The organism is Pseudomonas sp. 18058 (assembly GCF_902706155.1).
Taxonomy (GTDB): Bacteria; Pseudomonadota; Gammaproteobacteria; order Pseudomonadales; family Pseudomonadaceae; genus Aquipseudomonas; species Aquipseudomonas rustica.
Genome location: NZ_CACSJY010000012.1, coordinates 24753 through 45996 on the forward strand (window position 1 = coordinate 24753; position 21244 = coordinate 45996).

The following is a 21244-nucleotide window of genomic DNA, read 5'->3' on the forward strand; positions in this document are numbered from 1 at the left end:
ATTAGCCCGCCCCAAGGCATACTTGCCACCCTCCGCTCTGCAGATCACTGAACCGCCCCATGCGTATCCACGTCAGTTTCATCGACCGCGTCGGTATCACCCAGGAAGTCCTGGCTATCCTCGGTGGGCGCAACCTCAATCTGGATGCGGTGGAGATGATCCCGCCGAACGTCTATATCGACGCGCCAACCCTGAGCCCGACAGTGCTCGAAGAGCTGAAAGATGCGTTGTTCCGCGTGCTCGGCGTGGAGGCGGTGACCGTGGTCGATATCCTCCCCGGCCAGCGTCGGCACTTGCAGCTCGATGCCTTGCTCGCGGCGATGACCGATCCTGTTCTAGCCCTCGACAGCGCCGGCAACGTCCTGCTTGGCAACCCGGCCTTGATCGCCCTCTACGGTCGCGAACCGGCCGGTGAAAGCGTCTCCGAATTGTTCAACGACCCCGGCCTGCTCGACACGCTGCTGGAACACGGCTTCCGTCTGCCGCTGCGTGAAATCACCGTCAATGGTCAGACTCTGCTGCTCGACGCCACGCCAATCACCGACGCAGGCGCGCTGCTGACGTTGTATCAACCCAACCGCATCGGTGAACAACTCTCGGCGCTGCACCACGACCACGCCGAAGGTTTCGATGCGCTGCTCGGCGAGTCCCCGGCGATCCGTACGCTCAAGGCCCGCGCTCAGCGTGTGGCGGCCCTCGATGCGCCGCTGTTGATTCAAGGCGAAACCGGCACCGGCAAAGAACTGGTCGCCCGCGCCTGTCACGCGATCAGTGCGCGGCACAACGCGCCGTTCCTTGCTCTGAACTGCGCAGCGCTGCCGGAGAACCTCGCCGAGAGCGAGCTGTTCGGCTACGCCCCCGGCGCCTTCACCGGTGCGGCGCGTGGCGGCAAACCGGGGCTGATGGAGCTGGCCAACCAGGGCACGGTGTTTCTCGATGAGATCGGCGAGATGTCGCCGTACTTGCAGGCGAAATTGCTGCGCTTCTTGAATGACGGCAGTTTCCGTCGCGTGGGCGGTGATCGCGAAGTGAAGGTCAACGTGCGCATCCTCAGCGCGACACACCGCGATCTGGAAAAAATGGTCAGCGAAGGGTCGTTCCGTGAGGATCTGTTCTATCGCCTCAACGTGCTCAACGTGGAAGTGCCGCCGCTGCGTGAACGTGGTCAGGACATTCTGCTGTTGGCGCGCTACTTCATGCAGCAGGCCTGCGCGCAGATTCAGCGCCCGGTCTGCCGCCTCGCCCCGGGCACTTACCCGGCGCTGCTCGGCAATCGCTGGCCGGGCAACGTGCGGCAATTGCAGAACGTGATCTTCCGCGCGGCGGCGATTTGCGAAAGCAGCCTGGTGGACATCGGCGACCTCGACATCGCCGGCACCTCGGTGGCGCGGCAGACTGACAGCGATGTCGACAGCCTCGAACAAGCGGTCGAGTCGTTCGAGAAAGCGCTGCTGGAAAAACTCTACGTCAGCTACCCCTCGACCCGGCAACTGGCGAGCCGCCTGCAGACTTCGCATACCGCTATCGCCCATCGGTTGCGCAAGTACGGCATTCCCAACAAGCCATAAGCCGAACGCGGTCAAAAATGTGGGAGCGGGCTTGCTCGCGAAGGCGGTGGGTCAGTCGACATCATTGGTGAATGACACACCGCATTCGCGAGCAAGCCCGCTCCTACATTTTGAACTGTGCTCCAGATTGTTTTCTGTAGGAGTTGCCGGAGGCTGCGATCTGTTGACTTTGAATGTGTATTGGCCGGGACAAGATCGCAGCCTTCGGCAGCTCCTACAGTTCGGGTTTCCAATTCAACAATTGTATTTCCTGCTTAAAAGCGACCTTTATCTGTACTGAAAGCGCTACAGCGGAATGATGTCGTTACACCCTCCTCTGATCACCGCTGTGCAAGGCTTTGATCCGGTTCAGCTTTTCTCCTCGCCTTGTGCTGTAGCGATTTCGCTACACACACCACTGAGTCACATCCGTCCAAATCACTCAACTCATTGATTTATAACGATAAATCAACCTTGGCCGCGTTCTTGCTAATCAACCCTTCATAAATAAAGGGCTTCCCTGCCCAAGCCTTCCACCGCGTCCACCAGACGAGTCTGGCCCCTGAGGAGTTTCCATGAGCGAGTTGCGTTTTACTGAAGATCACGAATGGCTGCGCACCGAAGCTGACGGCAGCGTTACTGTCGGCATCACCGCTTTCGCGCAGAACGCCTTGGGCGACGTGGTGTTCGTGCAACTGCCTGAATTGCAGGCGTACGACAAAGGCGCCGAAGCCGCCACCGTGGAATCGGTGAAAGCCGCCAGCGGCGTGTACATGCCTCTCGACGGTGAAGTGCTGGCAACCAACCCGGCGCTGGAAGACAGCCCGGAACTGGTCAACGAAGATCCGCTGGGCGAAGGCTGGTTCTTCCGCTTCAAGCCAAGCGACGCCGCCGCTGTCGGCAAACTGCTCGATCAGGACGCGTACGACCGTCTGATCAAAGCCCAAGCCGAAGCCTGAGGAACACCGACATGACTCAAGTAAACCTTGGCACCGCCAACGAATTCATCGCCCGTCACATCGGCCCGCGCGCCGGTGACGAGCAAGCCATGCTCAACAGCCTCGGCTTCGATTCGCTCGAAGCGCTGAGCGCCAGCGTCATCCCGGAAAGCATCAAGGGCACCAGCGTGCTCGGCATGGACGACGGCCTCAGCGAAGCCGATGCTCTGGCGATGATCAAAGGCATCGCCGGCAAGAATCAGCTGTTCAAGACTTACATCGGCCAGGGCTACTACAACTGCCACACGCCGTCGCCGATCCTGCGCAACTTGCTGGAAAATCCGGCCTGGTACACCGCTTACACGCCGTACCAGCCAGAAATTTCCCAGGGCCGTCTCGAAGCGCTGCTGAACTTCCAGACCATGATCAGCGACCTCACCGGCCTACCGATCGCCAACGCATCCTTGCTCGACGAAGCCACCGCCGCTGCCGAAGCCATGACCTTCTGCAAACGCCTGAGCAAGAACAAGGGCAGCCACCAATTCTTCGCCTCGATCCACAGCCACCCGCAAACCCTCGACGTGCTGCGCACCCGTGCCGAGCCGCTGGGTATTGAAGTTGTAGTGGGCGATGAGCGTGAACTGACTGATGTGACGCCGTTCTTCGGCGCGCTGCTGCAATACCCGGCCGCCAATGGTGACGTGTTCGACTACCGCGAACTGACCGAACGCTTCCACGCCGCCAACGCGTTGGTGGCCGTGGCCGCTGACTTGCTGGCTCTGACTCTGCTGACCGCCCCGGGCGAATTCGGCGCTGACGTCGCCATCGGTTCGGCACAACGCTTCGGCGTGCCGCTGGGCTTCGGTGGCCCGCACGCCGCTTACTTCTCCACCAAAGATGCGTTCAAGCGCGACATGCCGGGCCGTCTGGTCGGTGTTTCGGTTGACCGTTTCGGCAAGCCGGCCCTGCGTCTGGCGATGCAAACCCGCGAGCAACACATCCGTCGCGAGAAGGCCACGTCGAACATCTGCACCGCGCAAGTGCTGCTGGCCAACATCGCCAGCATGTACGCCGTCTACCACGGCCCGAAAGGCCTGACGCAGATCGCCAACCGCGTGCATCACTTGACCGCGATTCTGGCAAAGGGCCTGACCGCGCTGGGCGCGACAGTTGAACAAGCCAGCTTCTTCGACACCCTGACCGTCGCCACCGGCGCACAAACCGCCGCACTGCACGACAAGGCGCACGCTGCGCAGATCAACCTGCGCGTGGTCGACGCTCAGCGCCTGGGCCTGTCGGTCGACGAAACCACCACCCAGGCGGATATCGAAACCCTGTGGGGCCTGTTTGCCGACGGCAAAACCCTGCCGGACTTTGCTGCCCTCGCCGCCTCCGTGCAAAGCACCATTCCTGCGTCGCTGGTACGTCAGTCGCCAATCCTCAGCCACCCTGTGTTCAATCGCTATCACTCGGAAACCGAGCTGATGCGCTACCTGCGCAAACTGGCAGACAAGGATCTGGCACTGGATCGCACCATGATCCCGTTGGGCTCGTGCACCATGAAACTCAACGCCGCCAGCGAAATGATCCCGGTGACCTGGGCTGAATTCGGTGCCCTGCACCCGTTCGCCCCAGCCGAGCAAAGCGCCGGTTACCAGCAACTGACCGACGAACTGGAAGCGATGCTCTGCGCCGCCACCGGTTACGACGCGATCTCGCTGCAACCGAACGCCGGTTCGCAAGGTGAATACGCTGGCCTGTTGGCGATTCGCGCTTATCACCAGAGCCGTGGCGATGAGCGTCGCGACATCTGCCTGATCCCGTCGTCCGCCCACGGCACCAACCCGGCCACCGCCAACATGGCTGGCATGCGCGTGGTCGTGACTGCGTGCGATGCCCGCGGCAACGTCGACATCGAAGACTTGCGCGCCAAAGCCATCGAGCACCGCGAACACCTCGCCGCGCTGATGATCACTTACCCGTCGACCCACGGCGTGTTCGAAGAAGGCATCCGCGAAATCTGCGGGATCATTCATGACAACGGCGGCCAGGTGTACATCGACGGCGCCAACATGAACGCGATGGTCGGCCTGTGCGCACCGGGCAAGTTCGGCGGCGACGTCTCGCACCTGAACCTGCACAAAACCTTCTGCATCCCCCACGGCGGTGGCGGCCCGGGCGTCGGCCCGATTGGCGTCAAGTCGCACCTGACGCCGTTCCTGCCCGGCCACGGCCAGATGGAACGCAAAGAAGGCGCGGTCTGCGCGGCACCGTTCGGCAGCGCAAGCATTCTGCCGATCACTTGGATGTACATTCGCATGATGGGCGGCGCAGGCCTGAAACGCGCTTCGCAACTGGCGATCCTCAACGCCAACTACATTTCCCGTCGTCTGGAAGAGCACTACCCAGTGCTGTACACCGGCAGCAACGGTCTGGTGGCGCACGAGTGCATCCTTGATCTGCGTCCGTTGAAAGACAGCAGTGGCATCAGCGTTGATGACGTCGCCAAGCGCCTGATCGACTTCGGCTTCCACGCGCCGACCATGTCCTTCCCGGTCGCCGGCACGCTGATGATCGAGCCGACCGAAAGCGAATCCAAGGAAGAACTGGATCGCTTCTGCGACGCCATGATCCGCATCCGCGAAGAAATCCGCGCGGTGGAAAACGGCACGCTGGACAAGGACGACAACCCGCTGAAAAACGCTCCGCACACCGCAGCGGAACTGGTTGGCGAGTGGACGCACCCGTACAGCCGCGAGCAAGCGGTCTACCCGGTTGCGTCGTTAGTTGAAGGCAAATACTGGCCACCGGTCGGTCGTGTCGACAACGTCTTCGGCGACCGCAACTTGGTCTGCGCCTGCCCGTCGATCGAAAGCTACGCTTAAACGTGTTGGGGGCGAATTTCTCGCCCCCACCGCTTCACCTGTAGGAGCTGCCGAAGGCTGCGATCTTTTGATCTTGCTGTTGAAAGATCAGGATCAAAAGATCGCAGCCTTCGGCAGCTCCTACAGGGGGATGTAACCAGCCTGATGTTTCGCCAATTCCTATAACAAGAAACCGGAGAACCACTCATGTCGTTAAGCGTGTTCGACCTGTTCAAGATTGGCATCGGCCCCTCCAGTTCCCACACCGTCGGCCCGATGCGTGCTGCTGCGCGTTTCGCCGAAGGTTTACGCCGTGAAAACCTGCTGACGGCCACCGCCAGCGTTCGTGTCGAGTTATACGGTTCCCTTGGCGCCACCGGTAAAGGTCACGGCAGCGACAAAGCCGTGCTGCTCGGCCTCGAAGGCGAACACCCGGACACTGTTGATACCGAAACCGTCGCCGCGCGCCTGCAGGAAATTCGCAGCAACGGCCGCTTGAACCTGCTCGGTGAGCACAGCATTGCGTTCAACGAGAAAGAACATCTGGCGATGATCCGCAAGCCGCTGGCCTATCACCCCAACGGCATGATCTTCCGCGCCTTCGATGCGGCCGGGCTGCAGATCCGCAGCCGCGAGTACTACTCGGTCGGTGGTGGTTTTGTCGTCGATGAAGACGCAGCCGGTGCCGATCGCATCGTCGAAGACGCGACGCCGCTGACCTTCCCGTTCAAAAGTGCCAAGGATTTGCTCGGCAATTGCACCACCTATGGTCTGTCGATCAGTCAGGTGATGCTGACCAACGAAAGCGCCTGGCGCCCGGAAGCGGAAACCCGCGCCGGCCTGCTGAACATCTGGCAAGTAATGCAGGATTGCGTCGCTGCCGGTTGCCGTAACGAAGGTATTTTGCCCGGTGGGTTGAAAGTCAAACGCCGAGCGGCAGCGTTGCACCGGCAGCTGTGCAAGAACCCGGAATCAGCATTGTGCGATCCGTTGTCGGTGCTCGACTGGGTCAACCTTTACGCACTCGCCGTCAATGAAGAAAACGCCAACGGTGGGCGCGTGGTCACCGCACCCACCAACGGTGCGGCGGGGATTATTCCGGCGGTGCTGCATTACTACATGCGTTTTATCCCCGGCGCGAATGACGACGGCGTGGTGCGGTTTCTGCTGACCGCTGCGGCCATCGGCATTCTCTACAAGGAAAACGCGTCGATCTCCGGCGCCGAAGTCGGTTGTCAGGGTGAAGTCGGCGTCGCTTGTTCGATGGCGGCCGGCGCGTTGTGTGAAGTGCTCGGTGGCAGTGTTCAGCAAGTTGAGAACGCCGCAGAAATCGGCATGGAGCACAACCTCGGCCTCACCTGCGACCCGATTGGCGGTCTGGTGCAGGTGCCGTGCATCGAGCGCAATGCGATGGGCTCGGTGAAAGCCATCAACGCAGTGCGCATGGCCATGCGCGGCGACGGCCAGCATTTCGTCTCCCTCGACAAAGTCATCCGCACCATGCGCCAGACCGGCGCCGACATGAAAAGCAAATACAAAGAGACCGCCCGCGGCGGTCTGGCGGTCAACATTATCGAATGCTGATCGCGAACCTAGCCAAACGAAATCGACCACCTCTCCCCCTGGGAGAGAAACGTAACTAACTCCCTCTCCCTCCGGGAGAGGGCTGGTGAGGGGCTTTTGATCTTGATCTTGCCCTTACCCCAACCCAAATTTTCAAGGAGCCACGCATGTCCACCGAACAACTGTCGAAAACTCCACTTCACGCGCTGCACATCGAACTCGGCGCCCGCATGGTGCCGTTCGCCGGCTACGACATGCCGGTGCAATACCCGCTCGGCGTGATGAAAGAACACCAGCACACCCGTGAACACGCCGGGCTGTTCGACGTCTCGCACATGGGCCAGATCCGCCTGACCGGCGCCAACGCCGCCAAAGCCCTGGAAACCCTGGTGCCGGTGGACATCATCGACCTGCCGGTGGGCATGCAGCGTTACGCCATGTTCACCAACGAGACCGGCGGCATCCTCGATGACCTGATGGTCGCCAACCTCGGCAACGACGAACTGTTCCTGGTGGTCAACGCCGCGTGCAAGGATCAGGATCTCGCCCATCTGCAAAAACACATCGGCGACCAGTGCACCATCACAGAGCTGTTCGAAGAGCGCGCCCTGCTGGCGCTGCAAGGCCCGGCAGCCGTTACGGTGCTGGCGCGCCTTGCACCTGAAGTCGCGAAGATGACCTTCATGCAATTCAACCGCGTGTCGTTGCTGGCCGTGGATTGTTTCGTCAGCCGCTCGGGCTACACCGGTGAAGACGGTTTCGAAATCTCCGTTCCTGCCGCTGATGCAGCAAAACTCGCCCGTGCCCTGCTCGCCGAACCGGAAGTCCAGGCCATCGGCCTCGGCGCCCGCGATTCGCTGCGCCTCGAAGCCGGCCTGTGCTTGTACGGCCACGACATGAACACCGAAACCACACCGATCGAAGCCAGCCTGTTGTGGGCGATCTCCAAGCCCCGTCGTGCAGACGGCGCGCGGGCCGGTGGTTTCCCGGGTGCAGAGCAGGTATTCGCACAGCAACAGAATGGCGTCGCACGTAAACGCGTCGGCCTGCTGCCGCAAGAACGTACCCCGGTGCGCGAAGGCGCCGAAATCGTCAACGAAGCCGGCGAGATCATCGGCAGCGTGTGCAGCGGCGGTTTCGGTCCGACTCTTGGCGGGCCTTTGGCGATGGGTTACCTCGACAAGGCTTATAACGCGATCGATACCGTCGTATGGGCCATCGTGCGTGGGAAAAAGGTGCCAATGCTTGTAAGCAAAATGCCATTTGTTCCGCAACGCTACTACCGTGGTTGATTGACTGTTTCTATAAGTAACGCGGTTGCGTTAAACGTGCACTAATGTGTAACGCAACCGCCATAAAACAGTGCACCTCCCACCCTTCTATTCGAATATGAACTTTGCTTATAACGATCGAAAACAATTGAACAAGCGAATCGCCTAAGCCGCACTAGTGAACTGACTAATTGCCATCAAGCGTAGGGAAACCGGGGCCTTCACGGGGGCTTGTTTTTTCTCCCGTAGTTGGCGTAGAGTTTGTTCACTGTGTTTGCATGGGTCAGCTTTGAATCGTGACCTGGGCAGTAGCCTACAAGTTAGCTACATCCCGTTCGACGTCTTCTTACTCTCCTGCAACCAGCCCCAGTACTCTTTCATGTGAAAGAGACTGTCATTAATTTTTGCGTCAAAGGAAATAAGAAATGTCCACACGTCAGAGCGGTACCGTCAAGTGGTTTAACGACGAGAAAGGTTTTGGTTTTATCACTCCAGAAAGCGGTCCGGATCTGTTCGTGCATTTCCGCGCCATTCAGGGCAACGGCTTCAAGAGCCTGAAAGAAGGCCAGAAAGTGACTTTCGTTGCTGTGCAAGGCCAGAAAGGCATGCAGGCTGACGAAGTACAAGCAGAAGCCTAATCTTCTGTAACGAAAAAGCCCCTGATATTGATATCAGGGGCTTTTTTGTGCGCGCGAACCCGTAAAATGGCGCTTCCTTTTGCGTCCAGAGGCTGCCATGTCGAAAAACCTGCTCACTCCCCAGGGCGATTTTCCTGCCGTTGGCCTGGGCCGTCGTCTGGCCGCGATGTTCTATGACTTTCTGCTGTGCACGGCACTGTTGATCGTCACCGGTTTCATTTACAAACTGATCCAGGCCGCGATCATCGGCGAAGAACGCCTGCGCGTGCTGACCGATGCCGGAAAAATGGACGGCGATCCGCTGTACTCCACCGTGCTGCTGTTGGTGTTGTTCGCCTTCTTCGCCAAGTTCTGGACCCACGGCGGGCAGACACTGGGCATGCAGGTGTGGGGGATTCGCGTGCAGAACGCGGATGGCAGTGCGATCAGCCTGTGGCAGGCGCTGTTGCGGTTTATGGTGTCGATTGCGTCGTGGCTGTGCGTGGGACTGGGTTTTTTCTGGTCGCTGTACGACAAGCAGAAGCGCACGTGGCATGACATCTATTCGGATACGCGCGTGGTGCGAATCCCGAAGAAACAAAAGTAAGCGCCCACAAAAAAGATCGCAGCCTTCGACAGCTCCTACAGGGATCAATGTAGGAGCTGCCGAAGGCTGCGATCTTTTGCTTTTAGGCGTTACCGGCCAACTTCATCCGTGCAGCCTGGGTGAAGTCGAGCATGCGCTTCAACGGGCGAATCGCCTGCGGAATCAGCGCCGGATCGACAAAGATCTCGTTCGTGCCTTCCTTCAAGCTCTTCAGCGTGCGCTCAAGGGTGTTCATGGCCATCCACGGGCAATGTGCGCAACTGCGGCACGCTGCGCCGTTACCGGCGGTTGGCGCCTCGATGAAGACCTTGTCCGGGCACAGCTGCTGCATCTTGTAGAAGATGCCACGGTCGGTCGCAACGATCAGCGTCTTGTTCGGCAACGACTGTGCAGCGGCAATCAGCTGACTGGTCGAGCCCACGGCGTCTGCCAGCTCGATCACCGAGGTCGGTGACTCCGGGTGCACCAGAATCGCGGCGTCCGGGTACAACGCTTTCATGTCTTCGAGCTGCTTGGACTTGAACTCCTCGTGGACGATACAGGCACCGTCCCACAACAGCATGTCGACGCCAGTCTTGCGCTGGATGTACGTCCCCAGGTGCTTGTCAGGGCCCCAGATAATCGTCTCGCCGTTGTCCATCAGGCTTTCGACGATCTCCAGCGCGCAACTCGATGTCACCACCCAGTCGGCTCGCGCTTTAACAGCAGCGGAGGTGTTGGCGTAGACCACCACCGTACGCTCCGGGTGCTGATCGCAGAACGCCGAGAACTCGTCGACCGGGCAACCCAGATCCAGCGAGCAGGTCGCCTCAAGCGTCGGCATCAGCACGCGTTTTTCCGGGTTGAGAATCTTCGCGGTCTCGCCCATGAACTTCACGCCGGCGACCACCACGGTCTTGGCCGGGTGGGCGTTGCCGAAGCGCGCCATTTCCAGGGAGTCGGACACGCAACCGCCGGTTTCTTCGGCCAGAGCCTGAATCACCGGGTCGCAATAAAAGTGGGCAACCAGCACCGCGTCCTGAGCCTTGAGCTCGGCGGCGATGGCGGCACGGTAATAAGCCTCTTCCTCAGCCGTCAGCGGTTTGGGCTGTTTGGCATCGAGGTGGGCTTGAACCAGAAGGCGTTCGGAAATCTGCGTCATGTTCGCAAGACCTGCAGGCGCGTTCGCGCGAAAGTCGAGTATACACCCGGCTCCGGACCGCTTGAGGGTACCGCCGGGAGAGTGAGTATTATCAGGCACGGACAGCATTGAAGCTGCGCAAGGCTACAGAATATCCCGTTGATACAAAAGATCATTCTGACCTGCGTCAGCGCTGCTGACACTGAAACGACGCGGGGCCGAATTGCAGGCAAAAAAAAACCCGGAAATCCTCACTTGCGTGGGCCTTCCGGATTTTCTAAACCGCCAAAAATGGTGGGTCGTGTGGGATTCGAACCTACGACCAATTGGTTAAAAGCCAACTGCTCTACCAACTGAGCTAACGACCCGCTGTGTGGTGGCGCGTATAATACTGATTTTTAAGGACTATTCAACACCTTTTTGAAAATAATCAAAAATAAGGTGTTGGGTCGTCCACACCAGCGGCCGCGAAGCCTTCCGCACGCAGGCGGCAGCTGTCGCATTTGGCGCACGCGCGGCCTTCATCGTCGGCCTGATAGCAGGAAACGGTGAGACCATAATCAACGCCCAGCTTCACGCCGGCCTGGACGATCTGCGCCTTGCTCAGGTTCTGCAACGGCGCCTGGATGCGGAAGCCATTGCCTTCCACGCCAGCCTTGGTTGCCAGGTTGGCCATGCGCTCGAACGACTCGATGAACTCGGGACGGCAATCCGGGTAACCGGAATAGTCCACCGCGTTCACACCGATAAAGATGTCGCGCGCGCCAACTACTTCTGCCCAACCCAATGCCAACGACAGGAACACGGTGTTACGTGCCGGCACGTAGGTCACCGGAATGCCTTCGCCGAGTTCTTCCGGAATGTCGATGCTGGTGTCGGTCAGGGCCGAGCCGCCCATGCCGTTCAGGTTCAGGCCAATCACTTTGTGCTCGACCACACCCAAATCGCGGGCGACGCGTGCAGCGGCGTGCAATTCGGCGTGGGAGCGCTGACCGTAGTCGAAGCTCATGGTGTAGCAGGCGTAACCTTCAGCGCGGGCCATGGCCACGACCGTTGCCGAGTCGAGACCACCGGACAGCAGGATTACCGCACGTTTTTCGTTAGTGTTCAGTTGTTCAGTCATATCAGCGCCCCGGCTCATCATTCCATAGATATTTATGCAGCTGCAGTTGCAACCGCACTGGCAGGTTGTCTGCCACCACCCAGTCCGCCAGATCCCTGGCATTGAGGTCATGATGACTTGGCGAAAACAGCACTTCGCCCGCACGTCGATCAAGCCCGTACTGAATCAGTTTCGATACCGCCCAGTCATAGTCTTCCCGCGAGCAGATGACAAACTTCACCTGATCGTTGGGGGTCAGCAATTCGATATTTTCGTAACGGTTGCGATGGGCTTCTTTCGAACCCGGCGTTTTCAGGTCAACCACGCGACTGACGCGCGGATCGACCGCCGAGACGTCGAGGGCGCCGCTGGTTTCCAGCGAGACCTCGTAACCGGCATCACACAACTGTTTAAGCAGAGGAATGGCATTGGGTTGTGCCAGCGGCTCACCGCCGGTGACACAAACGTAGCGAGGACGAAATCCGGCCACTTGCTCGAGGATGTCGTCGAGGCTGCGCACGGTGCCGCCACTGAACGCATAGGCGCTGTCGCAGTATTGGCAACGCAAAGGGCAACCGGTCAGGCGCACAAAAACAGTGGGCAGCCCGGCAGTCCGCGTTTCCCCCTGCAAAGAGTAGAAAACTTCGGTGATTCTCAATGTGTCTTGCATAGTCGCCACGGGCGTAACAGCTAAACAGGCTGTCCGCCTCCGTCAGGCACTTCAGGCAATCCCGCCAACGCGTAGACCGCAAGAAGCGTGTTTCAGAAAAAGGGCGTGAATTCTAACGAAAAAACCCGCGACAAGCGCGGGTTTCTTCTTGAAAGGTCAAACGGCCTTACATGCGTTGCAGATCGCGTTGGGCCAACTGAGCGGCGGAGGTACCCGGATATTGGGCCACCACTTGCTGCAGAATGCCTTTGACCTTGTCGGTGTGACCAAGGCGGCGCTCTACATCAGCCAGCTTGTACAGCGAATCCGGCACTTTGGCGTGCTTGGGATACAGCTGCGAAACCTTGGCGAAAGCCTGACCCGCACCTTGCAGATCGCCTTTGGCCAAGTTGACTTCGCCCAACCAGTACTGGGCGTTGCCCGCGTATTGGCTGTTCGGGTATTTGCGCAGGAAAGCGGCAAAAGCCTGGCTGGCCTTGTCGAAATCCTTGGCTTTGATCAGGTCGAAAGCGGCATCGTAATACAGCTTTTCTTTGGCCGGATCAGCCGGTTCGCTACCCGCAGCCGGGGCCTGGGTTGCTGCAGCAGCAGCCCCTGCACCAGCGGCAGCACCGGCAGCAGCGCTTGCGTCGCCACCGGCAGAAGAATTCTCGGGAGTCGCGGCAGGTGCAGCACCGGATCCTATGCGCCGATCAAGATCCTGGTATCGCTCCAGGGATTCCTGCTTCATGCGCGCAACCTGATTCTGCAGTTCTTCAATCACGCCTTGCTGGCGCGAGATCTGATCCTGCATCTGTTGCAATTGGTTGAACAGCATGCCTTGTGCCGAGGCAGGGGCCGAAGCCGCTCCCCCGGCATAGGCGCCGTTCGTACCGTAACCTGCAGGCGGATAACTGCTCCCGCTATTGTTATAACCGGAGTTGTCATCGACCACAGGAACCGCAGCCCACGCTGCAAGCGGCGCGAGGCTGAGAGCCAGAACAGTTACAGCACGACGGCACGTTCGCATATCGAATTACTTACGCAGTTCGACGCGACGGTTTTGAGCCCAGGACTGCTCGTCGTTGCCGGTAGCAACTGGACGCTCTTCGCCGTAGGAAACCAGTTCCAGCTGAGCTGGGGAAACACCTTGCAGTACCAGGTAGCGTTGAACGGCTTTCGCACGACGCTCGCCCAGTGCCATGTTGTACTCACGAGTACCACGTTCGTCGGTGTTGCCTTCCAGAACAACGCGAGCGCCGTTTGCTTTCAGGTCTTTGGCGTGAACGTCCAGAGCGCGCATGGCTTCTGGCTTCAGGTCCGAGCTGTCGTATTCGAAGTAGAAGGTGGTGATTGCGCGCAGAGCAGCTTCTTCGCTCAGGGAACCGTCAACGGCACCAGTGTTTGCGCCGTAACCAGCGTTTGGATCAACAGCGCCTTCACCGGCGTTGTCGCCGCCTTTGGACGAGCAACCTACAGCTACAGCCATGGCCAGAGCCAGCGCAGCAAATTTACCAAACTTCAGCATTTCCATCGTGAAACTCCTAATGAACCCCAGTGTGTTAAGTAAAACGTGTAGCGCCCGCTCACTTCAGGTAAGGGGACCAGGACGGTTCTCTGACTTCGCCTTGAGCGGTAGGAAGCGGGAGCCTAACGCGTCCATTAATGGACACGAGCATCAAGACTCCCCGGCCCTGTTGGCGGGTGGCGTAGATTACCATGGTGCCGTTGGGCGCAACAGTAGGCGACTCGTCCAGAGTGCTATCAGTGAGGATCTTTACACTACCTCGCTGCAAATCCTGGGCTGCCACCTTGAAATTGGTGAAACCGTCCTGACGATGGATCATCACCAGGGTCTTTTCATCCGCCGACAATTTAGGGTTGGCGTTGTAGTTACCGATGAAGGTCACTCGCTCCGCACCGCCGCCACTGGCGCTGGTTTTGTAGATCTGTGGCTTGCCGCCGCGATCCGAGGTGAAGTAGATGGTCGAACCATCCTTGCCCCAGTACGGTTCGGTATTGATGCCTGGACCTGCGGTCACGCGAGTGATCTGACGCGAAGCCAGGTTCATCACGTAAATGTCCGGGTTACCGTCTTTCGACAGGACGAACGCCAGACGATCACCATTCGGCGACCAGGCCGGTGCACCGTTCAAACCTTCGAAGTTGGTGATCTGCTCACGGCGACCGGTGTCGATGTTCTGCATGAAGATGCGCGGACGGCGCTGTTCAAACGAAACATAGGCGATGCGCTTGCCATCCGGTGCGAAACGCGGCGACAGGATCGGCTCACGCGATTGCAGCAGAGTCACGGCGCGAGCACCGTCGTAGTCCGAACGTTGCAGGGTGTAGCGAGTGTTCTTCTCGGAGAAACGCTCGGCCGTCACGTACAGCAGGCGAGTCGAAAACGCACCCGGGATACCGGTGAGTTTTTCGAACGACTGGTCAGCAATGAAGTGCGCCATGTCGCGGATTTGATCCGTGGTACCGGAGACACTGCCGTCAGCCACTTTCTGTTCGGTGGCAACGTTGAACAGTGCCCATTGCACCTGCAGGCGACCGCCGGCTGGAGCAATGCTGCCGACCATCATGTATTGAGCACCCACCGCCTTCCAGTCACGGAAGATGATTTCGCTCGGCTGGCTTGGCTGGCTGATCATGTTTTGCTTTGGAATCGGCGAGTAGTAGCCCGAGTTACGCAAATCGTTACCAATGATTTCAGCCATGTCGTCCGGCAGGACGGCACCGCCCTGCATACCAAACGGTACAACCGCGATCGGAGTAGCCCGATCACTGCCGCTGGTAACCAGAATGTTCTTTTCATCAGCCATCGCGATCCCTGCCATGCAGCAGATCACGACCAGCATTCCTCGAAGAAGGTTTCTCACAAGGCTAGATCCTCAGGTGTGAATGTCATCTTGAATGAACGATACGGAGCGAAATCGCTCGGCTTCATTCCCTGCATTTCTGTCAAACGTCCAATATTCTTCACTGCCGCCACTGCCGAAGCATCAAACGGACCATCGCCGCTGGACTTGGACACGCTGACCGAAGTCACCGTACCGTCCGGCAACATGCCGATTTGCAGCACGACCGTCATGCCTTTACGTGCCGAAGGTGGTCGAGCCCAACCTTCTGCTGCTCGCGCACGAATCAGGTCATCGAAACTGCCCGCGACTTCGTCACCCTGCTCATCCGCCAAAGCCTGCTGGCGCTGCGGCGTGTCGGAAAGCAAATCGGCCAAGGCCTGAGCCTTTTTGTCTTCGGTCGATTTACGTGCCGCATCCTGCGCTTTCTTCTTCGCAGCATCGGCAGCAGCTTTCTTCTTCGCTTCGTCGGCGACTTTCTTCTTCGCCTCGTCAGCTTCAGCTTTCTTCTTGGCGTCGTCGGCGGCTTTCTTCTTCGCGTCTTCGACAATCTTCTTCTTGGCTTCTTCAGCGGCCGCTTTCTTGGCCTCTTCTTCAGCAGCCTTTTTGGCTTCGTCTTCGGCTTTCTTCTTGGCTATATCAGCCAATTGTTTCTCTTCTGCCTTTTTCGCCTCAGCCTTTTTCGCGTCGTCGGCTTTTTTGGCTTCATCAGCCTTTTTCGCTTCGTCCGCTTTTTTCGACTCGTCGGCCTTCTTGGCTTCCTCGGCTTTTTGAGCCGCTTCTTCTTTCTTTTGTTCCGCCGCAGCCTTGATCTCTTCCTGCTCGACCTTTTTCTGCTCCATCTGCTCGACTTCGGTCTGACGCGCGGCGGATTTCTTCGCCTCACCCGCAATCTTCTGATTGGTCTGGGTGGTTGCCTGACTTTTCGATTTCAGCTGGTACAGGGTCGCCTGGACAATCGGCTTGGCCGGCGGCAGCTCTGGTGTAAAGGCGAAACTGACGAACAGCATGCCGAACACCAGCACGTGCAGGACAATTGCCAGAACACTAGGCCAGAAGTAGCTTTCCGAGGCGGACGGCTCTCGCTGTTGCTGCATCAGGGGGCCTCGGTAATCAAACCAACATTACCGACCCCGGCTTTCTGCAACCCGCCCATGGCGCCCATGACGGAACCATAATCGACGGTCTTGTCACCGCGGATGAAGACCTGGGTACGCTTGCCGCCTTCGGTGCCGGCACGAATGATCTTGGTCACCGCGTCGGTCATTTGCGGCAGGGTCATGGCCCTGTCCTGTTGCTTCTCGGTATCGACTTCGCTGCCAAGGTTCCAGTAGTAGGTCTTGTCAGCCTTGATCGAAATGGTCAGGACTTGCGTGTTGTTGTCCTGCGGCAAGGCTTCGCTGGAAACCTTGGGCAGATCAACTTTCACGCCCTGATTGAGCATCGGCGCGGTCACCATGAAGATGACCAGCAGCACCAACATCACGTCGATGTAAGGCACCACGTTCATCTCGGCGACCGGCTTGCGCTTTTTGCGAGCTCGAGCGATTAAAGCCATTGGAAATTACCTGCTTATTCTTCGCTGGTGTGCACTTTGCGGTGCAGGATCGCCTGGAATTCATCGGCGAAGGTGTAGTAGCGGCCCAGCAAGGTTTCGCTGCGAGCGGCGAAACGGTTGTAAGCGATAACCGCAGGGATCGCGGCGAACAGACCGATCGCGGTGGCGATCAGGGCTTCGGCGATACCCGGGGCCACAGTGGCCAGGGTTGCTTGCTGGGCGCTGGCCAGACCGCGGAAGGAGTTCATGATGCCCCACACGGTACCGAACAGACCGATGTACGGGCTGACCGAACCAACGGTGGCGAGGAACGGCAGGCTTTGCTCGAGTTTCTCTTCTTCACGGGAAATGGCAACGCGCATGGCACGGGCCACACCTTCCATCACCGCTTCAGGGTCGACACCTGGCTGCTGACGCAGACGCGAGAACTCTTTGAAACCGGCGCGGAAGATTTGCTCGACGCCCGAATCCGGATCCGGGTTGCTGCCCGCCTGACGGTACAGTTTGGACAGATCGATACCCGACCAGAAGCGCTCTTCGAAGCTCTCCAGGGCGCGTCGACCGGCACGCAGCAGATTGCTGCGCTGAAAGATCATGATCCATGAGGTCACCGATGCGGCCACCAGGGTCAACATTACCAACTGCACCACGATGCTGGCATTGCTGACCAGGCTCCACATGGAGGAATGGTCGACGACGTTAGCTTCCACGCTTTATCTCCTGCTTTGAGTGTGTACCCGGGCCGACCGCGTCGGCAAAGGCCGCACGCAAGTCTTCGGGAAGGGCCCGGGGTTTCAAACTGTTAGTGCGCACACAGGCCACCAAAAACTGCCCTTCACAGAGCAGCACATTATCCGTAGCCCGCCTGACCTGCTGTTTAAAGCGCAGGCTGGCACGGTTCAATTCGATTACTTCAGCGCTTACCAGCAGTTCGTCATCCAGTCGCGCCGGCGCGTGGTAACGCGCTTCGCTGGAATGCACGACAAACAACAGATCCTCCCCTGCCAACTGCGATTGGGCAAAGCCCAGTTCACGCAGCCGCTCGGTTCGAGCCCGTTCCATAAACTTGAGGTAATTAACGTAATACACGATGCCGCCCGCATCGGTGTCCTCGTAATAAACGCGACAACGATGTGCGAACGGCCCAAGCCCGTTTTGCGCGCGCATACTCTAGTGCTTACTCCTCAGGTTGCCAATCCGGCCAGGCAACTGTTTTTCATGGTTTCAAAGCTTTAACGCAAAAGTACCGTCGTCTGACAGTACAAACCCTGAATAAATCGACAACAAATGTGTATTAATCGTCCACGGCATCGAGAAACTCGTCTGCCACGGGCATTTCGCCCATTCGTGACGGAATGTTTAAACCGAAATGCAGGTACGCATGCCGGGTCACCACCCTGCCCCGTGGTGTGCGCATGATGTAGCCCTGTTGAATCAGGTACGGCTCCAGCACGTCTTCAATGGTGTGGCGCTCTTCGCTGATCGCCGCCGCCAGACTGTCGATACCGACTGGCCCGCCGTCGAACTTCTCGATCATGGTCAACAGTAGACGTCGATCCTGATGGTCGAAGCCATGTTCATCAACGTCCAACAGGTTCAACGCCAGATCGGCGACCGACTTGGTGATGTGCCCTTTGGCGCGGACTTCAGCAAAATCACGCACGCGCCGCAACAAACGGTTGGCGATACGCGGCGTACCACGGGCACGGCGAGCAATTTCAAAGGCGCCTTCCGGATCCAGTGGCAAACCGAGAATAGCCGCCGAACGACTGACAATCGTCGACAGATCGGCGGTGCTGTAGAACTCAAGACGCTGGACGATACCGAAGCGGTCACGCAGCGGGTTGGTCAGCATACCGGCGCGCGTCGTGGCACCGACCAGGGTAAACGGTGGCAGATCAAGCTTGATCGAACGCGCCGCCGGCCCTTCGCCGATCATGATGTCGAGCTGGAAATCTTCCATCGCCGGGTACAGCACTTCTTCCACGATCGGCGACAGGCGATGGATTTCATCGATGAACAACACGTCATGCGGTTCGAGATTGGTCAGCAATGCCGCCAGATCCCCGGGACGCTCAAGCACCGGGCCCGAGGTACTCTTGATCGACACGCCCATTTCCTGGGCAATGATGTTGGCCAGCGTGGTCTTACCCAAGCCCGGCGGGCCGAAAATCAGCGTGTGGTCGAGGGATTCACTGCGGCCACGCGCGGCCTGGATGAACAATTCCATCTGCTCGCGCACGGTCGGCTGGCCAATATAGTCGGCCAGACTGACCGGGCGAATGGCCCGATCCTGGACTTCTTCGCGCTCACGCGGGCTGTGCGCGGCGGCGATCAGACGATCAGCTTCAATCACTTAAATCATTCCCTTCAGGGCGCGGCGGATCATGTCTTCACTGCTCAAATTCTTGTCCTTGATCGCGGAAATCGCCTTGCTCGCTTCCTGCGGTTTGTAACCGAGGGAAATCAACGCGCTCACGGCATCGTTCTCGGCGCTATTGACCGGCGCCGGGCCATCCGGCTGATTCGGCACCAGCGCAAACATCGCCGGCGAAGTTTCCCACGCCTTGAAGCGATCTTTCAGCTCGACCAGCAAGCGCTCGGCCGTCTTCTTGCCAACGCCCGGCACCTTGGTCAGCGCCGAGGTTTCCTGGGATTGCACGCAGCGGATCAACTCGTCGACTTCCAGACTCGACATCAAGGCCAGGGCCAATTTAGGCCCGACACCATTGAGACGGATCAACTCGCGAAAAAAGTCTCGCTCACGTTTACCGGAAAAACCATAGAGCAGTTGCGCGTCTTCGCGTACGACCAAATGGGTGTGCAGGGTCAGTGGTTCACCGACCGACGGCAGACGATAAAGCGTGGTCATCGGTACTTCCAGCTCATACCCGAGGCCGTTTACATCCAGAATCAGGTGCGGCGGCTGTTTCTCAGCCAGGGTGCCGCGCAAGCGTCCAATCACGTTTCAGATCCTTGAGCGTTGGCCAACCGTGGGCTGGCGACTGTCGAAACGCGGATTTCGGGCCGACGACACAGGCGCAAGCATCCGCTTTCGGGAAATTTGATGCTGATGCTATCAGAGACGCAGGCGCCCGCCACGACTGCGTGCGGTGCCCAAGCCGTGCGGCAGCAGACTGGAGCGGGTGTGCGCGTGGCAAATGGCAATGGCCAGTGCGTCGGATGCATCGATTTGCGGTTTGGCGGTCAGCTTGAGCATGTGCATGACCATCATCTGCACTTGTTCTTTATTGGCGGCGCCGGTCCCTACTACGGCTTGCTTGACCTGAGTCGCGGTGTACTCGGCGATCTCCAGGCTTTCTTCGGCGCCAGCGACGATCGCCGCGCCACGGGCCTGACCGAGCTTCAGTGCAGAGTCGGCGTTTTTCGCCATGAAGACTTTTTCGATGCCCATGGTGACCGGGCCGTAGGTCTGAATGATTTCACGCACGCCGCGATAAACGATTTGCAGCCGTTCGTGCAGCTCGCCCGCACCGGTGCGGATGCAGCCGGAAGCCACATAGATACAGCCGCCACGCCCGGTATCGCGAACAATCCCGTAACCGGTGATGCGCGAACCGGGGTCGATACCAAGAATTAAAGTCATAACGCCTGCGGTTTTGAAAAAACACGATTTACATAACAACAAAAAACAACTGTGGGAGCGGGCTTGCTCGCGAAAGCGGTGTGTCATTCAGCATTGATGTTTGCTGATACGCCGCCTTCGCGAGCAAGCCCGCTCCCACATTGAAGACTAGTCGCTCTTATCCGAGCTGAGCAGCCACGTCTTCCGGAATGTCCGCGTTGGAGTAGACATTCTGCACGTCGTCCAGATCCTCAAGCATGTCGATCAGCTTGAGCACCTTCTCCGCGCCTTCCAGATCCAGCTCGGCGCTGGTGGTTGGCTGCATGACGATTTCCGCGTCATCACCCTTGAAGCCAGCCGCTTCCAGTGCATTACGCACCGCGTAGAAACTGGTGAACGAGGTGAACACGTCGATCGAACCGTCTTCGTGTGCAACCACGTCATCGGCATCGGCTTCCAGCGCTGCTTCGGTCAGTGCGTCTTCATCGACGCCCGGTGCAAAGCTGATCTGGCCTTTACGTTCGAACAGATACGCCACCGAGCCGTCGGTGCCAAGGTTGCCACCGCACTTGCTGAACGCATGGCGCACGGCTGCAGCGGTACGGTTGCGGTTGTCGGTCATGCACTCGACCAACACCGCTACGCCGCCCGGGCCGTAGCCTTCGTAGGTCAGCTCTTCAACGTTGTCCGCTTCGGTCGCACCGGCGCCACGTGCAACGGCACGGTCGATGATGTCGCGGCTCATGTTTGCGCTCAGCGCTTTATCCAGCGCCAGACGCAGACGCGGGTTGGAGCCCGGATCACCGCCGCCCTGACGAGCCGCAACGGTCAGTTCGCGGATCCACTTGGTGAAGATCTTGCCCCTTTTGGCATCCTGACGTTCTTTGCGGTGCTTGATGTTCGCCCACTTGGAATGACCAGCCATAACTCGCTCCGAATTCTCTTTGAAACGTTG

At 58.9% G+C, this 21244-nt stretch carries 21 protein-coding genes and 1 tRNA gene; 7 read left to right on the plus strand and 15 right to left on the minus strand.

What is annotated here, in order from left to right:
- The first annotated feature begins 59 nt into the window (after positions 1–59).
- The 7 genes from GVL50_RS08790 (at position 60) to GVL50_RS08820 (ending at position 9407) form a co-directional block, all read left to right on the plus strand.
- Positions 60–1568, plus strand: a complete 1509-nt coding sequence (locus tag GVL50_RS08790) for a sigma-54-dependent transcriptional regulator (RefSeq protein WP_159812525.1) — start codon at positions 60–62, stop codon at positions 1566–1568.
- Positions 1569–2122: 554 nt separating this feature from the next.
- Complete coding sequence (gene gcvH, locus GVL50_RS08795) at positions 2123–2506, plus strand: glycine cleavage system protein GcvH (RefSeq protein WP_159812526.1); 384 nt, start codon at positions 2123–2125, stop codon at positions 2504–2506.
- Positions 2507–2517: 11 nt separating this feature from the next.
- Positions 2518–5370: an aminomethyl-transferring glycine dehydrogenase gene (gcvP, locus tag GVL50_RS08800; protein WP_159812527.1), complete on the plus strand. Its 2853-nt coding sequence runs from the start codon at positions 2518–2520 to the stop codon at positions 5368–5370.
- 186 nt (positions 5371–5556) lie between these two features.
- Positions 5557–6933, plus strand: coding sequence for an L-serine ammonia-lyase (locus tag GVL50_RS08805; RefSeq protein ID WP_159812528.1), 1377 nt, complete (start codon positions 5557–5559; stop codon positions 6931–6933).
- 146 nt (positions 6934–7079) lie between these two features.
- Positions 7080–8204 carry a glycine cleavage system aminomethyltransferase GcvT gene (gene gcvT / locus GVL50_RS08810; protein WP_159812529.1) on the plus strand — a complete coding sequence of 375 codons (1125 nt, stop codon included), beginning with the start codon at positions 7080–7082 and terminating at the stop codon, positions 8202–8204.
- A gap of 404 nt (positions 8205–8608) precedes the next feature.
- Positions 8609–8821 (plus strand): cold-shock protein, encoded by a 213-nt coding sequence (locus GVL50_RS08815; RefSeq protein ID WP_003227496.1) that lies wholly within the window; start codon positions 8609–8611, stop codon positions 8819–8821.
- A gap of 97 nt (positions 8822–8918) precedes the next feature.
- Positions 8919–9407 carry an RDD family protein gene (locus tag GVL50_RS08820; RefSeq protein ID WP_053123069.1) on the plus strand — a complete coding sequence of 163 codons (489 nt, stop codon included), beginning with the start codon at positions 8919–8921 and terminating at the stop codon, positions 9405–9407.
- Between the two features lie 82 nt (positions 9408–9489).
- Here the strand turns inward: GVL50_RS08820 and nadA are convergent, their stop codons facing one another.
- The 15 genes from nadA to GVL50_RS08895 form a co-directional block, all read right to left on the minus strand.
- Complete coding sequence (gene nadA / locus GVL50_RS08825) at positions 9490–10548, minus strand: quinolinate synthase NadA (protein WP_159812530.1); 1059 nt, start codon at positions 10546–10548, stop codon at positions 9490–9492.
- A 271-nt stretch (positions 10549–10819) separates the two neighbouring features.
- Positions 10820–10895, minus strand: a tRNA-Lys gene (locus tag GVL50_RS08830).
- Positions 10896–10957: 62 nt separating this feature from the next.
- On the minus strand, positions 10958–11650 hold the full coding sequence (queC, locus tag GVL50_RS08835; RefSeq protein ID WP_159812531.1) for a 7-cyano-7-deazaguanine synthase QueC: 693 nt from the start codon (positions 11648–11650) through the stop codon (positions 10958–10960).
- Position 11651: 1 nt separating this feature from the next.
- Entirely contained in the window at positions 11652–12299 is a 648-nt protein-coding gene (queE, locus tag GVL50_RS08840) for a 7-carboxy-7-deazaguanine synthase QueE (protein WP_159812532.1), read from the minus strand.
- A 166-nt stretch (positions 12300–12465) separates the two neighbouring features.
- Complete coding sequence (gene ybgF / locus GVL50_RS08845; protein WP_053123074.1) at positions 12466–13308, minus strand: tol-pal system protein YbgF; 843 nt, start codon at positions 13306–13308, stop codon at positions 12466–12468.
- 6 nt (positions 13309–13314) lie between these two features.
- Positions 13315–13812, minus strand: a complete 498-nt coding sequence (pal, locus tag GVL50_RS08850; RefSeq protein WP_003178634.1) for a peptidoglycan-associated lipoprotein Pal — start codon at positions 13810–13812, stop codon at positions 13315–13317.
- A gap of 52 nt (positions 13813–13864) precedes the next feature.
- Positions 13865–15145 (minus strand): Tol-Pal system beta propeller repeat protein TolB, encoded by a 1281-nt coding sequence (gene tolB / locus GVL50_RS08855; protein WP_172680149.1) that lies wholly within the window; start codon positions 15143–15145, stop codon positions 13865–13867.
- A gap of 17 nt (positions 15146–15162) precedes the next feature.
- Positions 15163–16242, minus strand: coding sequence for a cell envelope integrity protein TolA (gene tolA / locus GVL50_RS08860; protein WP_053123075.1), 1080 nt, complete (start codon positions 16240–16242; stop codon positions 15163–15165).
- Positions 16242–16694 (minus strand): protein TolR, encoded by a 453-nt coding sequence (tolR, locus tag GVL50_RS08865; protein WP_161806672.1) that lies wholly within the window; start codon positions 16692–16694, stop codon positions 16242–16244. Before tolR ends, tolA begins: the two co-directional genes overlap by 1 nt.
- Positions 16695–16717: 23 nt before the next feature.
- Complete coding sequence (gene tolQ, locus GVL50_RS08870; protein ID WP_008080223.1) at positions 16718–17413, minus strand: protein TolQ; 696 nt, start codon at positions 17411–17413, stop codon at positions 16718–16720.
- On the minus strand, positions 17403–17870 hold the full coding sequence (gene ybgC, locus GVL50_RS08875; RefSeq protein ID WP_053123077.1) for a tol-pal system-associated acyl-CoA thioesterase: 468 nt from the start codon (positions 17868–17870) through the stop codon (positions 17403–17405). The genes tolQ and ybgC overlap by 11 nt, the downstream gene beginning before the upstream one ends.
- 127 nt (positions 17871–17997) lie before the next feature.
- Positions 17998–19059 (minus strand): Holliday junction branch migration DNA helicase RuvB, encoded by a 1062-nt coding sequence (gene ruvB, locus GVL50_RS08880; protein ID WP_053123079.1) that lies wholly within the window; start codon positions 19057–19059, stop codon positions 17998–18000.
- Positions 19060–19668: a Holliday junction branch migration protein RuvA gene (gene ruvA / locus GVL50_RS08885; RefSeq protein WP_159812533.1), complete on the minus strand. Its 609-nt coding sequence runs from the start codon at positions 19666–19668 to the stop codon at positions 19060–19062.
- 114 nt (positions 19669–19782) lie between these two features.
- Positions 19783–20310 (minus strand): crossover junction endodeoxyribonuclease RuvC, encoded by a 528-nt coding sequence (gene ruvC, locus GVL50_RS08890; RefSeq protein WP_008080220.1) that lies wholly within the window; start codon positions 20308–20310, stop codon positions 19783–19785.
- Positions 20311–20467: 157 nt separating this feature from the next.
- Entirely contained in the window at positions 20468–21214 is a 747-nt protein-coding gene (locus GVL50_RS08895; protein WP_016983823.1) for a YebC/PmpR family DNA-binding transcriptional regulator, read from the minus strand.
- Between the last annotated feature and the right edge of the window lie 30 nt (positions 21215–21244).